The 13,876-nt window shown below is 72.9% G+C and carries 13 protein-coding genes; 6 read left to right on the plus strand and 7 right to left on the minus strand.

What is annotated here, in order from left to right; all coding sequences use genetic code 11:
• Positions 1-250 precede the first annotated feature (250 nt).
• From SROS_RS34270 to SROS_RS34285, 4 genes are all read right to left on the minus strand, one after another.
• The gene (locus tag SROS_RS34270) at positions 251-511 is read right to left on the minus strand and encodes a hypothetical protein (protein WP_012893535.1); all 261 of its coding nucleotides are present in this window, start codon (positions 509-511) and stop codon (positions 251-253) included.
• 276 nt (positions 512-787) lie between these two features.
• The gene (locus tag SROS_RS34275; RefSeq protein ID WP_043653516.1) at positions 788-1,207 is read right to left on the minus strand and encodes a sensor histidine kinase; all 420 of its coding nucleotides are present in this window, start codon (positions 1,205-1,207) and stop codon (positions 788-790) included.
• Between the two features lie 156 nt (positions 1,208-1,363).
• Positions 1,364-1,573 (minus strand): hypothetical protein, encoded by a 210-nt coding sequence (locus SROS_RS34280; protein WP_043653518.1) that lies wholly within the window; start codon positions 1,571-1,573, stop codon positions 1,364-1,366.
• A 237-nt stretch (positions 1,574-1,810) separates the two neighbouring features.
• The gene (locus tag SROS_RS34285) at positions 1,811-5,350 is read right to left on the minus strand and encodes a serine/threonine-protein kinase (protein ID WP_169369437.1); all 3,540 of its coding nucleotides are present in this window, start codon (positions 5,348-5,350) and stop codon (positions 1,811-1,813) included.
• A gap of 91 nt (positions 5,351-5,441) precedes the next feature.
• Between SROS_RS34285 and sigJ the strand changes: the two genes are divergently transcribed.
• From sigJ to SROS_RS34300, 4 genes are all read left to right on the plus strand, one after another.
• A complete protein-coding gene (gene sigJ / locus SROS_RS34290) occupies positions 5,442-6,308 on the plus strand; it encodes an RNA polymerase sigma factor SigJ (RefSeq protein WP_245564377.1) in 867 nt (288 codons plus the stop codon).
• The gene (locus SROS_RS34295; protein ID WP_012893538.1) at positions 6,305-6,769 is read left to right on the plus strand and encodes a carboxymuconolactone decarboxylase family protein; all 465 of its coding nucleotides are present in this window, start codon (positions 6,305-6,307) and stop codon (positions 6,767-6,769) included. The genes sigJ and SROS_RS34295 overlap by 4 nt, the downstream gene beginning before the upstream one ends.
• Positions 6,770-7,138: 369 nt before the next feature.
• A complete protein-coding gene (locus SROS_RS51365; protein WP_169369439.1) occupies positions 7,139-7,300 on the plus strand; it encodes a hypothetical protein in 162 nt (53 codons plus the stop codon).
• A gap of 195 nt (positions 7,301-7,495) precedes the next feature.
• Complete coding sequence (locus SROS_RS34300) at positions 7,496-8,047, plus strand: TetR/AcrR family transcriptional regulator (RefSeq protein ID WP_012893541.1); 552 nt, start codon at positions 7,496-7,498, stop codon at positions 8,045-8,047.
• Here the strand turns inward: SROS_RS34300 and SROS_RS34305 are convergent.
• Together SROS_RS34305 and SROS_RS34310 are read right to left on the minus strand one after the other, a co-directional pair.
• Entirely contained in the window at positions 7,989-9,731 is a 1,743-nt protein-coding gene (locus SROS_RS34305; RefSeq protein WP_012893542.1) for an alpha/beta fold hydrolase, read from the minus strand. The genes SROS_RS34300 and SROS_RS34305 overlap by 59 nt on opposite strands.
• Positions 9,732-9,838: 107 nt before the next feature.
• Positions 9,839-10,399 (minus strand): TetR/AcrR family transcriptional regulator, encoded by a 561-nt coding sequence (locus SROS_RS34310; protein ID WP_012893543.1) that lies wholly within the window; start codon positions 10,397-10,399, stop codon positions 9,839-9,841.
• Positions 10,400-10,674: 275 nt separating this feature from the next.
• Here SROS_RS34310 and SROS_RS34315 point away from each other — a divergent pair, with 275 nt between their 5' ends.
• Positions 10,675-11,313, plus strand: a complete 639-nt coding sequence (locus SROS_RS34315; protein ID WP_043653525.1) for a TetR/AcrR family transcriptional regulator — start codon at positions 10,675-10,677, stop codon at positions 11,311-11,313.
• Positions 11,314-11,443: 130 nt separating this feature from the next.
• On the plus strand, positions 11,444-12,844 hold the full coding sequence (locus tag SROS_RS34320) for a pyridoxal phosphate-dependent decarboxylase family protein (RefSeq protein WP_012893545.1): 1,401 nt from the start codon (positions 11,444-11,446) through the stop codon (positions 12,842-12,844).
• A 15-nt stretch (positions 12,845-12,859) separates the two neighbouring features.
• Here the strand turns inward: SROS_RS34320 and SROS_RS34325 are convergent, their stop codons facing one another.
• A complete protein-coding gene (locus SROS_RS34325) occupies positions 12,860-13,846 on the minus strand; it encodes a helix-turn-helix domain-containing protein (RefSeq protein WP_012893546.1) in 987 nt (328 codons plus the stop codon).
• Positions 13,847-13,876: the final 30 nt, after the last annotated feature.

Below are 13,876 nucleotides of genomic sequence, written 5' to 3' on the forward strand. Positions count from 1 at the left end.
TCCGCAGGCCCGGCACGATCGCTCGTGCCGGGCCTGCGGCATGGACGTCACCGAACGCCCGGAGCATCCCGGATGCGTGCTCCCATCCCAGATCACATGTGCCGGGCGGTGGATCTCATGCCACCTCGGCAACGGGACCCGGTGCGCCGATGACGGTCGCCCTCCGGGAAATGACAGCCGCCCACCGGGAAATGACGGCCGCCCTCCACGGAGAGGACTGCCGGCCCGTGACGCTCTGAGCGGGGGCCGTCTACTGCGCGCCCTGCTGGGAGGGGATCCCCACCCGGTCGACGATCGTGTCCGCGCCCTCCTGCCGGGCGCAGTGCGCGCAGCAGAACCAGCGCCGGCCGGCCTGGACGCCGTGCCCGACGACACGGACCCCGCAGCGCTCACAGATGGGCGCCATCCGCTGGATCGCGCATTCGAAGCTGTCGAAGACGTGCACGACCCCTTGGGCGTGCACCTCGAAGCTCATGTCGTAATCGTTGCCGCAGACCTCACACTGCGCCATGTTTCCCCCCGAAAAACGTCGGTTCATTCGGCCCGGTCACGAGTGATCGCCTCCGACCTGATCAGGCGGCTTGTATATGCCCTTACCTGTGCAAACTCGATTCCGGGTCTGGGAAAGTGTCACACCATGGATGGTGATGGATCACTGAGACTCGCCACTCACGGGCCACGGGCAGGCCATTCCCCCCACGCGTTCCGCCCGCCAATGGCCTGCGCCGTCGCCAGGACGTGCGGCGGGACCGCTCCCCTGACGTGCCCATCCGTCCGCGAGCGGCTCTCACACGGGGACGACCCCCGTGACGGTGGTGCCGCCCGCCGGGACGGTGTTGACCGTCACTGTGCCACCCACCTCGGCGAACCAGGCCCGCATGGCGGCCAGGCCTCTTCCCTGGGGCCGGTCCGCCCGGTCCTCGGCGAATCCGCCGCCGTCGTCGCTGACGGTCATCCGCAGGCCGTTCGTGCTCAGCGTGATCGCGACGGAGACGTGGGCGGCGCCGCTGTGCCGTTCGACGTTGGCGAGGGCCTCCAGAACGGTGGCGTACACCGCCCGGGCGATTTCGCGGGGCACGGCCCTGCCGGGCAGCGCCCAGGTCTCGACGACGATGCCGGACCGCTCGGCCCAGTGGGACAGGTAGCCCTCCAGTGCCTGGGTGAGGTCCTCGCCTGTGAAGTCACTCGCATCGGACAGTTTGAGCATCGGAACTTCCCCCTGCGTCGTCTCCTGCAGTCGACAACTCTAGGAGGGCGACCGCCGGCGGTTCGTCCGCCGCCGGAGTGACTCCCTCTCACTTGCTTGGACGATTGCCTTCCCGGCTGGACAGCGGCGTGCTACCCCGCCCAGAGCGGGTGTCACTCAGACCGGCGCCCCGAAGTCGATCACCACGGCGACCACGGCGAGCACCGCCAGCACCGCCAGCACCGCCAGGCCAACCAGGCCAGCCAGGAGGAGCGGGATCAGGCGGGTGTGCGCCCTGCGCGCCACGAGAAGGTGGCGGCCGTCCTCGATCCACCACGGATTCTCACCGGTCGCGGCGTAGAGCACGGTCGCTCCCCAGGCGAACACGCCCGCCGGGGCACCCGCCGCCTCCCCGGCGAGCCCCCCTCCGCAGTTCCGGATCGCCGTGGAGCATCTTCAGCGCCACCCGCCGGCCACCGGGATCGCAGGCCTCGTAGAGCACCCCCGGCGGCCCGCGCCGAGGCGCCCGGACGGTAGTCCCCCAGGCGTTGCGGATCCCCCTCGATCAACCCCGCCGCGACTCTCATACGTCCTTGGACGCGATCTTCGGGCAGAAAGTTTGGATTAACCCGGACATACATCGCGATACGGAACATCGGCCAGGTAGGTCCGCCACTCCTCCGGCGACAGCGTACGGCCGGCCCGCTCGCAGACCGCGTGCGCCACCCGCTCCGGGTCGACCGGCTGCTCGGCCAGGGTGCCGGCGGAGTCGACCGTGACGAGCCGGGACCCGTCGGCGGTGAACGCCAGCGACTGGAGGTCCCCGGTGTGCGCCACGATCGGCTGGCCGAGGCGGCGCCCGGTCGCGATGTCCCACAGCGCCACCGACTGGGAGTCGATCCCGGCCGCGACCACGTCTCCGCGCGGCGAGTAGGCCAGCCTGGCCCCGGCGCCGTCGCCGCCCCGGATGAGGGTGCCCACCCGGCCCCTGGATGCCGTCTCCCACACCGAGATCCGCCCGACCTGGTCGGCGGTGGCGGTGCGGGCGCCGTCCGCGCTGAAGACCAGCGAGGTCACCGGGATACTGACGGTCGGCGAGCCGTACGTGGCGCCGAACGGTCTCCCGGTCGTCACGTCCAGCAGCCGCTGCTCTCCTCCGGCGACCCCGACGGCCCTGCCGTCGGGGGTGAACCTCAGCGCCTCGACGTACTCCTGGGCCACGGACCAGCGGTGACGTCCACCGGGCACGTCCCACAGGTGGACCTCCCCGCCGGGTGCCTTCTCGGAGTCGTAGTACAGGACGTAGGAGGCCACGGCGGTGCCGTCGGCGTTCATCGCCAGAGCGGGCACCTGTCCCTCGCGCGCCGTCTCGACGGTGGTGAGCCGCCTGAAGGTGGCGGTGTCCCAGATCGTCAGCCTGGAGCTCTGCCCGCCGGTGTTGACCGCCAGCCGCCTGCCGTCGCCGCTGAAGGCCATCTCGAAGTAGCCGTCGGCGCCCTCGGGTCCCACGGTCAGGGCGGCGAGAGGCTTGCGCCGCCGGACGTCCCAGAGCCGGACCTCGCCGGCCTGGCTGTCCCGGGAGGCGAGCAGGCGCCCGTCCGGGCTCAGCTGGGCCCAGTGGGTGCCGGGCCCCTTGAGCACGACGGGCCTGGTCAGCGCGGTGATGTCGAGGGTGGTGACCGCCTCCTCGGTGAGGTAGCGCAGCGTGCGCCCGTCGGGGTCGAAGGCCACGGCGGGCATGAACGCGTCGATCCTCTGGGTGAGCAGCAGCCGGCCGTCCTGGACCCGCCAGAGCTTGATGCTCGTCTCGTCAGCGGCGGCCAGGAAGCGCCCGTCGGGGCTGAAGCGCAGATCTCCGCCGTTGCCGGAGGTGAACGGGCGCTCCAGGTCGGCTCCGGTGAAGGCGTCGCGCAGCTGGACGCTCTTCCCGCGGCCGACCGCGACGGTCCTGCCGTCCGGGCTGTAGGCGACACGCAGCCCGCAGGCGTCGCACCGGCTCCCCAGCGGGATCCGGCGCAGGCCGGCCAGGGCCAAGGCCACCGGCTCGCCGTCGAGGCCGCCGACGGCCAGCCCCCGGCCGTCGGCGGAGGTGTCGAAGTCCACGCCCGTGACCGGCGAGAGCTGCTTCTCCCCCGTCACCGGGTTCCAGATCGTGAGCTTCTCCCCCTCGGCCACCAGGACCCGGTCCTCGGCCTGGCCGAAGAACACCTGGGTGTCGCCGCCGGCCTCACGTCCCTGGACGGTGAGGGTCGCGCCGGTCGGCCTGCCCTTGGCCACGTCCCAGAGTTTCAGCTCCAGCCCGCCGATCACCGCGAGCAGCCTGCCGCTCGGGCTCAGCGCGATCCCCCGCAGGTCGTCGCCGACCCCCCTGAACCCTCCGGCACGCCTGCCGCTCCGCACGTCCCAGATCCGCACCTCGCCCCCACCCACGCTGACGAGCGTGCGCCCGTCGCGGCTCAGCGCCCGGAGCGTCTGTATCGCGGTGGCCGGGTCGTGGAAGGTGGCCGTCTCCCGCTGGGCCAGCGATCCCGCCAGGCTCGCCCTGGCCTCGACCACGGGGGCCAGCCGCCAGGCAGCCACGCTGAGCAGCATGGCCCTGACCGGCTCGGCGACCCGCAGCGAGTCGGCGGTCGCAGCGAGCTGGCGGGCCCCCGCCTGGTCACGCTGGAGCGCGATGGTGGCGCTGCGCGCCTCGGCCACCCTGCTCTGCTGTACGGCGAGCGCCCCGGCGGCCAGCGCGGCCACCAGCAGCACGGCCAGCGTCATGGAGAGCAGCCGTCCCCGGCGGGCACGGCGCTTGGTGAGGGCGGCGCCCGCCTCCAGGAAGTCGCGCTCGACCGGGCTCAGCGTGATGTTGCGGCGGCCGGTGGCCGCCCAGTTCATGGCGTTCTCCAGGCTGCTGCCCTGGAACAGGTCGCCGTCCCGGCGGCCCTGGGTCTGCCAGCGCCGCGCGGCGGTGAGGATCCCCCGGTGGACGGCCAGGCCGTCCCGGTTGGCCTGGACCCACAGGCGCAGCCGGGGCCACGCCTGCGGCAGGGCCGGCCGCGACAGCCAGACCTCCTGGTCGTCGTGGGTGACCAGGTAGGTGAAGACCTGGAGCACCTGCCGGACGGCGACCGCCTCGTCCTCCCTCCGCCCGTCGAGGAGCTCGGCCCACTGCGCCCGCCGTACGGCCTGCTCCCCGTCGTCGGTCACGGTGACCAGCCGGAGGAACACCTCGGGGGCGAGCTCCCGCTCGGCCTGGCCGAGCGCGGCGTAGGCCTCCTCGGCGAGGGCGCCGAGCGCGGGGTCCGCCGAGACGGCGCGGATCTGCGCTCCGGCGTTGCTGCCCACCGCGAGCAGCCGCGGGGTGTCGAGCCGGCCGTCATCGCTGACCAGGGCGAGCAGCAGGTCCCTGGCCGATGGCCTGGCCTGCGGGTCCTTGGCCAGGGAGGCCGCGATGAACGGGCGGAGCCGTTCGGGCAGCATGTCGAGCTGGGGCTGGACGGAGAGCACGCGGTGCATGACGCCGCCCAGGCTCTCGGCCCGGAACGGATCGGCCCCGGTCGCGGCGAAGACCATGATCCCGCCCCAGGCGAACACGTCGGCCGGGGTGCCCGCGCGCTGGCCCATGAAGATTTCGGGTGCCATGTAGGTCGGCGTGCCCGCCACCATGCCGGTGGCGGTCAGCGACATCTCCGCCGTGCGGGCGACGCCGAAGTCGATCACCCGGGGGCCGTCCGGGCCGAGCAGCACGTTGTCGGGTTTCAGGTCGCGGTGGATGACCCCGGCGTCATGGATGGCGGTGAGCGCGGTGGCGACCGCGGTCGCCAGGCGGTGCAGGTCACCACCGGTGAAGCGGCGTCCGTCGGCAACCGCCCTGCGCAGGCTGGGGCCCTCGACGTATTCGGAGACGATGTGGGGCCTGGGCCCGTCGAGGTCGGCGTCGATCACGGCCGCCGTGCAGAACGAGGCGACCCTCCGGGCGGCTGCCGCCTCGCGGCCGAACCGGTCGCGCAGCTCGGGGTCGCCGCCCGCGTCGCCGTGCAGCACCTTGATCGCGACCCGCCTGCCCTCGGCGTCGTAGGCCTCGTAGACCACACCCTGACCGCCCGCGCCCAGCCGCCCGGCCAGCCAGTAGTCGCCCAGCCGCTGGGGATCCCCGTCGATCAGCCCGGTGCTCATCTCATCTCCGTTCGGCGGCTCGTCGGACACCCCGGTGGGCAGCATAGTTCGCCGGATGTCACACACTCAGGAGATGTCCCGTCCTTCTTGTGTGAACAGCGATGAGGATCTCGCGACCGAGTTCGACGCCATCCGGCCCCGGCTGGTGGGCGTGGCCTACGGCCTGCTCGGCAGCCTCGACGAGGCCGAGGACGTGGTCCAGGACGCCTGGCTGCGGCTGGGCCGGGCGGATCGCGCGGAGATCCAGGACGTCACCGGCTGGCTGGTGGTGACGGTGTCCAGGCTCGCGCTGGACGTGCTGCGCTCGGCGCGCGTGCGCCGGGAGGAGTACGTCGGGCCGTGGCTGCCCGAACCGGTGGTGACCGAGGCCGATCCGGCGGACAGGGTGACGCTGGCCGAGTCGATGAGCATGGCGATGCTGGTGGTGCTGGAGTCGCTCAGCCCCGCCGAGCGCACCGCGTTCGTACTGCACGACGTGTTCGGGCTGCCGTTCGAGGAGGTGGCCCAGGCGGTCGGGCGCTCCCCTGCCGCCTGCCGCCAGCTCGCCGCCCGTGCCCGCAAGCATGTCGCGGCCCGGGCGCCCCGGTTCGAGGTGGACGCCGACGAGCACCGCAGGGTGGTCGAGGCGTTCGCGCGGGCCAGCACGGGCCGCGACATCGACGCCCTGCTGGCGCTGCTCGACCCGGACGTGGTGCTCCGCAGCGACGGCGGTGGCCTGGTCACCGCGGCCAGGCGGCCGGTCCGCGGCGCCGGCCGGGTGGCCCGCTTCATCGCCGGGGTGGCCGAGCGGTTCGGCGCCGGGAGCCGGTTCACCCCGATCATGGTCAACGGCCGGCCGGGGCTGCTGCGGTTCCGGGACGGCGCGCTCAGCGGCGTCTACGCGCTGACCGTGGCCGGCGGCCGGATCACCGAGATCCACATCGTGGTGAACCCAGAGAAACTGAGGAGTGTTCGATGAAGGCACGGATGAACGTCGCGCAGCTCGCCCCCGAGGGCTACCAGGCCATGCTCGGCCTGGAGAAGTTCCTGGCCGGCAGCAAGCTGCCGCACGCCACGCTGGAGCTGGTGAAGCTGCGGGCCAGCCAGATCAACGGCTGCGGCTTCTGCGTGGACATGCACAGCCACGACGCCAAGAAGGCGGGCGAGACCGACGAGCGGCTGTTCTCGGTGGCCGCCTGGCGGGAGGCGCCGTACTACACCGACGCCGAGCGCGCGGCGCTGGCGCTGGCCGAGGAGGCCACCCGGCTCAGCGACCGCGGGGAGACGGTGCCGGACCACGTGTGGGACGAGGCCGCCAGGCACTACGAGCCGGAGATGCTGGCCACGCTGGTGATAGCGATCGCGGCGATCAACGCGTGGAACCGGATCGCCGTCACCACGCGTGCGGTCGCCGGGTCCCTGCGTAATCAAACCGGTTGATCCGGGTCGTACCGCGGGACTAGGTTGGCTCGCACGGGCATCCGCGCGAGCCAACCCCACCGAAAGCGGCCCGCCGGCCGGACGCCCGGCGGCGTCCGGAGCACACGGCGTGGAGCACAGCCGGTCCGGGAACGGCGAGTCCGAGGAGAGGGCGCAGACCATGCGACGCATCAGGATCATCCGGCCGCAGGGCCGGCGCCGTCACGCCCGCACGCCCGGCCCGGACCTGCGGTCCCCGTCGGGCCGCCGGCTCCCCTACTGACCGGATCTTCACGGCGCCGCCCTGATCTTTACGGCGGTTTTACGCGGTGATCTGTAGACATCTCGCGTAACGGATTCATCACGCCGGGGGGCTCAATGAAGAGACTTATGGTCGTGCCACCATACGTCGCGCGGCTCAAGATCAGAGACATCCGGTCCGCGACACGCCGCAGGACCACGGCGGACACGAAGGTCGTCGACCTGCGCGCCTACACCGGGCGGAACATCTTACGGTTCCCGCTCACCAGCGGCCCCACCCCCGCCGCCTGATCCCGATCCCCGGAAGACCCGTTCCCGCGGGTCTTTCCGCATTTCCGGGGCCTGATCGAATGCCGCCCCATGAGTGACCTGTCCACGGGCAGGCTCTCCGAGCGCCCGGCCGGAGCGGGAGGGGCGGCCGGGGACCCGGCTCTCCCGACCTCCGCCCCTTAGAGTGGACAGCGTGTCCACATATACCCTTGGGGTATGGAGAGAGCAGACGCCGCGCGCAACCGGGCGCGCATCCTGGAGGCGGCCGGGCAGCTGTTCGCGGCCAAGGGCGCGCCGAACGTCACCATGGACGACATCGCCAAGGCGGCCGGGGTGGGGCGGGGCACGCTGTACCGCCGCTACCCCGACCGGGCCGCGATCGCGACCGCGATGCTCGACGAGCACGAGAAGGCGCTGCAGGAGAAGCTGATCGGCGGTGAGGCGCCCCTGGGCCCGGGAGCGCCGCCCGCCGAGCGGCTGGCCGCCTTCTACGCGGCGATGGTGGAGCTGCTGGAGGGCCACGCCCACCTGGTGCTGGGCGCCGAGACCGGGCACTCGCGGTTCGCCACCGGCGCCTACGGTTTCTGGCGGCTGCACGTGCGTTCGCTGCTGGTCTCCGCCGGAGTGCCCGACCCGGACGCGCTGGTCGAGGTCGTGCTCGCCCCGCTGGCCCCCGAGGTCTACACCCACCAGCGGACCGAGCGGGGGCTCAGCCCCGGGCGGGTCGCGGCGGCTCTGGGAGAGCTCGCCCACCGGCTGCTCGGATAGCGGCCACCAGCTCGTCGGGGTGTGTGAGCTGGGGATAGTGCCCGGCGCCCTGGATCAGGGTGGCGGGCGTGCCCGCGGCCGGCGGATCGCCCGAGCCGGCGACGACCGTCACCGGGACCCGGGCGTCCTCGATGACCCGGTCGAGCACCCGGCGGAGCGCCGGCCGCCCGGCGTGGGCCGCGCGCATCGCCTCGACCACCCGGCGGGCGGCCCCCGGACGGCGCAGGTCCGCGATCGCCTCCGCCGGGACGCCCAGGCGCTCCCCCAGCCGGTCCCTCGGCATCCGGCGCAGGGCCGGCACGGCCGCTCTCGACCGCGGGAAGCGTCCCGAGGGCGCCTGGAGGAAGGCCGGGGCGACGAGGACCACGGCGGCCACCCGGCCGGGATGGGCCTGCGCGTACCGCAGGACGGGGCCGCAGCCGAGGGAGTGGCCGACCAGCACCGGCCGCGTCCGGACCGGCTCCAGCAGGGCCGCCGTCCAGTCGTCGAGCGAGTGGGCCGGCGCGGAGCGGCCCATGCCCGGCAGGTCGGCGGCGAGTACCGGGACGCCCAGCCGATCGCGCACGCCCTCCCACGAATCGGCGTCCAGCGGCAGCCCGTGCAGCAGCACGTACTCGGGGTTCTCCCGCTCACCCGCCACCCAGGTCCGGCTCCCCGCCACGTTCCGGAAACCGTACGGCCCGCGTGGCGGGGCCCCGGCGCCGAACCGGGCGCCGACCAGCCCGTCGGCCCAGCTCCGGAGCGCCTCCCCGACCGGGGGCATGCGCAGTCCGGCCCGCTCCGCGAAGGCCAGGGCGGGGGCGGTGTGGTAGCGGTCCCCGGATATGAACGACAGCGTCTCGGGGTCGGCCCGGGTGAGCGCGCGGGGCAGCCGCCGCAGGAGCCGGACCGGGATCGTCAGCCGGGGCGCGGGGACGCCCAGGTGCCCGGCGATCAGGGAGACCAGCTCCGGCAGCTCGGGAGTGCCGTCGTCGAGCACCCAGTAGGCCTTTCCCGTGGTCTCCTCGTGCTCGGGGAGGGCTGCCATGAAGCGGGCGAAGTAGCCGCTCTCGACGACCGGCAGGAAGGTGCCGGATCCCCCGGGCAGTGCCGGGAGCCGTCCACGCCAGAGATCCTCGACCATCGAGGCCAGGCCGATGAACTGGCCGGGACCGATCACGCTGCTGGGGTTGACGACCGTCAGCGGGACGCCCAGCTCGCGAGCCCGGACCCGCACCGCCGCGTCGGCCTCCTTCTTGGACGCCTCGTAGGCGCCGTCCGCGCGATGGTCCACGGGAGCGCCGCCGACGCGGTAGCCGCTGATGTGGACCAGGCGGCGCAGGCCGGGCCGGGTGGCGGCCCAGTCCACCACGTTGAGCGCCCCGGTCACGTTGACCCGCCTGGCCTCCTCGAGGCTCAGCCCGAAGGCGAAGCGGGCGGCGGCGTTGTAGACGTCACGCACTCCTTCCAGGCCCCGGGCCTCCGCGCCGCCGGCGCCGCCGAGACCGAGGCCGGGCACGGTGATGTCGGCGCCGACGACGGTCAGCCCCGCGGTGTCCGCCCGCTGCCCGGCGAGCCAGGACGTGAGCCGTTCCGCAGGTCCGCGCACGGCGGCGGCCACCCGGCGGTCCTGCCGCAGCAGCTCCGCGACCAGGGAGCGGCCGACGAATCCCGCCGCGCCGAAGACGATGGAGTCGGGTGTCACGCGATCACCTCATAATAGATCGGTCTACATATTAAAGGGACACGGGAAGGCCCCCGGAGCGGGCTTCCCCGCGGCGGCACCCGGCGGGGCGCCGCCGTACGCGGTCGCTACAGCAGCGTCACGATCCGGCGGGCCACACGATCGAGCGGTTCCCGGCTGCGGTGAGCCCTGGCCAGCAGCAGCGCCCCCTCGATCAGGGCGAGAACGGTGACGGCCACGTCGCCCGCCTCGGGATGCCCGTCGGCGGCCAGCCGGTCGCGGATCGTGTCCTCCCAGGAGCCGTAGACCTCCGAGCAGACCTCCTGCAACGGGTCACTGGTGGCCGCCATCTCCAGCGCGACCGTGGCCACCGGGCAACCCTTGCGCCACCCGGACGCCTCCAGCCGGTCGCCGAGCAGCGCCAGCACGGCGACGACCAGGCTCGCGGTGTCGGGAACGGCCTCCGCCAGCTCCCGCACGACCCGGCCGATCTCATGACCGCCCCGCCGTACGGACTCCGCGACCATCTGGTCCTTGCCGCCGGGGAAGTGGAAGTAGAGCGAGCCGCGCGGAGCCCCGCTGGCCGCGATCACCTGGTTCAGCCCGGCTCCGAAGTAGCCGCCCTCCTCGATCAGCTCCCGGGTCGCGTCCAGCAACCTGCCGCGCGTCTCCTCGCCCTTCTGTCCCATGCCTAAAAAATAGACCGGTCTGCTTATTGTTTGCAACCCGTCCCGGCACGCGGATCCCGGGGCGTACGGCTCGCACGGGCGGACCGGCGCCGATCGCCGGGGGCCTCGAACCTCGGACACCCCCACCCGCCGGCGAGTCCGGCGGCGGAGCCGGGCATCCGGCAGGCCGGACCCCTCGATCATCCCGCTAGCGTGGCAGATCGGGCGCGCCGGGATTTCCAAGAATTCCCCATCAATAGAACGGAACATTATGTTCCATTGACTATATTAGCGGTATGGAGACAACAGGCACGGCGCCCATGAGCGGCCGCAAAGCCCAGGCCGCCCGTAACGACCAAGTGATCCTCGACGCCGCGCGCGCGGTCTTCATCGCCGACCCCGGCGCCCCGATCGCCGCGGTGGCCGAGCGGGCGGGGGTGGGCATCAGCGCGCTCTACCGCCGCTACGCCGGCAAGGAGGACCTGCTCCGCAAGCTGTGCTCGGACGGCCTGAAAACCTACATCGCCGAGGCCGAGACCGCCCTGGCCGACGAGGGCGACCCGTGGATCGCCTTCACCGGCTTCATGCAGCGCGTCGTGGACGCCGACGTCCAGTCCCTGACGATCAACCTGGCCGGCACCTTCACCCCCGACGAGGATCTCCGCCGCGCCTCCACCCGAGCGGCCGAGCTTGCCGAGCGGGTCTTCGACCGCGCCGCCCGGACCGGCGCCCTCCGCCCCGACGTGAACGTCGCCGACACGTCGTTGATCTTCGAGCAGCTCGCCGCCCTCCACCTCGGCGACGAGGAGCGCACCGCCCAGATCAGGCGCCGGTATCTGGCACTGATGCTCGACGCCCTGCGTCTGGCCTCAGCCCCTCCCCTGCCGGGCCCGCCCCCCACCGCCGAGGAGGTCACCCGGCGCTGGAAGGTCTAGGACCCCGTCCGGGAGGAGCGGCCGGCCGGATGACGGCATCGGGCGGCGACCGGAGGTCTTTGCCGGGTTAAGTCCAGTTCATTGAGATTGGACTGGGACATATGCCCTACAAGCTTCCTATCGTGGCCCCATGCATCCCCGACTCGACGACGATCTCGCCCGCCTGCCCGAGCTGCTCGACGAGACGCGGGCGCAGGCCGTACGGCTGCTCGCCGGGCTCGGCGACCGGCCGGTCGCGCAGGCGCCCGCGGCCCACCGGTCCGCGCCCCTGCCGGTGGACGGCTCGGGGCTGGCGGGGGCGATGGAGACGTTCACCCGGCGCTGGGAGCCCGGCTTCTCCGCCGGTGCCGGACCCCGCTACCTGGGGTTCGTCACGGGCGGCACGACCCCCGCCTCCCTGGCGGGCGACTGGCTGACCGGCACGCTGGACCAGAACCCCACCTCCGGCCTGGACTCCAGCGCCCCCGACCTCGAACGGGAGACGGCCGCCTGGCTGCGCGAGCTGTTCGGCCTGTCCCCCGAACACGAGGGCGCTTTCGTCAGCGGCGCGACGATGTCCAACTTCACGGGCCTGGCCATAGCCAGGGAATGGCTGGGCGAGCGGCTCGGCGTCTCGGTCGCCGAGCGGGGAGCGGCCGCGCTCGGCCCGGTCCACGTGCTCTCCGGAAGCCCCCACTCCAGCATCGGCAAGGCGCTGTCGATGCTCGGGCTGGGACGTTCGGCGATCCGCGAGGTCGACCGCCTGCCGGGCAGGGAGGCCGTCGACGTCGGCGGCCTCGCAGCGGCACTGGAATCCCTGGACGGGACGCCGGCGATCGTCGTGGCCAACGCGGGCACGGTCAACACGGCCGACTTCGACGATCTCCGCGCGCTGGCCGCCCTGCGCGAGCGCCACCCCTTCTGGCTGCACGTGGACGCGGCGTTCGGGGCTTTCGCCGCCCTCTCCCCGGAGCACGCGCACCTCACCGACGGGCTCGACGAGGCCGACTCGGTCTGCGTGGACCTGCACAAGTGGCTCAACGTCCCCTACGACAGCGCGATCCAGTTCACCCGCCGCCGGGACCTTCAGGCACGCGTCTTCCAGAACTCCGCCGCCTATCTCGGGCCGCTGGGCGACGACCCCGATTTCGTGCACCTGACACCGGAGAACTCGCGGCGTCTCCGGGCGCTTCCGGCGTGGTTCACCCTCGCCGCGTACGGGCGCGACGGTCACGCGGAGATCGTGCGGCGCAACATCGCCCTCGCCGCCCGGCTCGGGGAACGGATCGCCGGCATGCCCGCGTACCGCCTGCTCGCCCCCGTCCGGCTCAACGTGGTCTGCTTCACCCTCGCATCCTCCCCCGAGCGCGTCGGGGAGCTGACCTCGGCGATCACCGCATCCGGTGAGGCGTTCCTCACCCGGACCGTCTACGACGGCGTGCCCGCGCTGCGCGCCGCCTTCAGCAACTGGCGCACCACCGAAGCCGACGTCGAGCGCGTCGCGAAGACGCTGGAAAGGTCCGCGCTCGTGGATCCACCCGTCCCGTCATGAGCGAGGGCGCCCGGGTCACGCCGGCACGCGGAAGGCCCTGCGGTAGGCCGAGGGCGAGGTGCGCATCGCCCTGGTGAAGTGATGGCGGAAGGTCACCGGGCTGTCGAAGCCGACCGAGAGCGCAATCTCCTCGATCGGTGCCGCCGTGGACTCCAGCACCGTCAGGCTGGCCGCGACCCGCTGGGCGATCACCCAGCGCAGCGGGCTGGTGCCGGTCTGGCGGGCGAAGTGCCTGATGAAGGTCCGCTGCGACATGTGGGCGACCTTGGCCAGCCCGGCCACCGTGATCGGCTCGGCCAGGTGGTCCAGCGCCCAGGCCATCGCGGTGGCCACCGCGTCGTCGTCCTCCACGGGGGTGACCGCCGCCTGGATGAACTGCGCCTGCCCGCCCTCCCGGTGCGGCGGGATGACCAGCCTGCGCGCGACCGAGTTGGCCACGCCCGGCCCGTGGTCCTTCCGGACCAGATGGATCAGCAGGTCCAGCCCGGCCGCGCTGCCCGCGCTGGTCAGCACGTCGTCACCGTCCACGTAGAGGACATCCGGGTTGACCCTGACCCGGGGAAACCGGTGGCGCAGCAGCTCGGCGTACTTCCAGTGGGTGGTCGCCTCCCGGCCGTCCAGCAGCCCGGCCTGGGCCAGCGCGAACGCCCCCGAACAGATCGACACCATCCTCGCCCCCCGGGCGTGCGCCGCTCGCAGCGTCGCGACCAGTTCCGGCGACACCGTGCCGGACACGTCCGGCACCCCGGGCACGATCACCGTGTCCGCCTCGGCCACGACGCCGAGCCCGTGCTCGGCGCGCATCGTGAACCCCCCGACGATCCGCAGGTCGGCGGGGGTCTCGGCGCAGACCCTGAGCTCGTACCAGGGCACGTCCAGCTCGGGCCGGGGGATGCCGAAGATCTCCACGACACAGCCCAGCTCGAAGGGCGACATGCCGTCGAAGGCGAGCACGGACACGGCATGGCGGACGGCGCGGAGCTCCGGCGACGGGATCAGCATGGCGAGATCTTAGCGATACGGGACATTCAC

The organism is Streptosporangium roseum DSM 43021, assembly GCF_000024865.1.
Classification (GTDB): Bacteria; Actinomycetota; Actinomycetes; order Streptosporangiales; family Streptosporangiaceae; genus Streptosporangium; species Streptosporangium roseum.

Bases quoted from the DNA above. Each gene is read 5' to 3' on its own strand.
- SROS_RS34275 (WP_043653516.1), bottom strand. From the start codon at position 1,207: ATGCTCAAACTGTCCGATGCGAGTGACTTCACAGGCGAGGACCTCACC.
- SROS_RS34315 (WP_043653525.1), top strand. From the start codon at position 10,675: ATGGAGACAACAGGCACGGCGCCCATGAGCGGCCGCAAAGCCCAGGCC.
- SROS_RS34270 (WP_012893535.1), bottom strand. From the start codon at position 511: ATGGCGCAGTGTGAGGTCTGCGGCAACGATTACGACATGAGCTTCGAG.
- SROS_RS51365 (WP_169369439.1), top strand. From the start codon at position 7,139: ATGGTCGTGCCACCATACGTCGCGCGGCTCAAGATCAGAGACATCCGG.
- SROS_RS34320 (WP_012893545.1), top strand. From the start codon at position 11,444: ATGCATCCCCGACTCGACGACGATCTCGCCCGCCTGCCCGAGCTGCTC.
- SROS_RS34310 (WP_012893543.1), bottom strand. From the start codon at position 10,399: ATGGGACAGAAGGGCGAGGAGACGCGCGGCAGGTTGCTGGACGCGACC.
- SROS_RS34325 (WP_012893546.1), bottom strand. From the start codon at position 13,846: ATGCTGATCCCGTCGCCGGAGCTCCGCGCCGTCCGCCATGCCGTGTCC.
- SROS_RS34295 (WP_012893538.1), top strand. From the start codon at position 6,305: ATGAAGGCACGGATGAACGTCGCGCAGCTCGCCCCCGAGGGCTACCAG.
- SROS_RS34300 (WP_012893541.1), top strand. From the start codon at position 7,496: ATGGAGAGAGCAGACGCCGCGCGCAACCGGGCGCGCATCCTGGAGGCG.
- SROS_RS34285 (WP_169369437.1), bottom strand. From the start codon at position 5,350: ATGAGCACCGGGCTGATCGACGGGGATCCCCAGCGGCTGGGCGACTAC.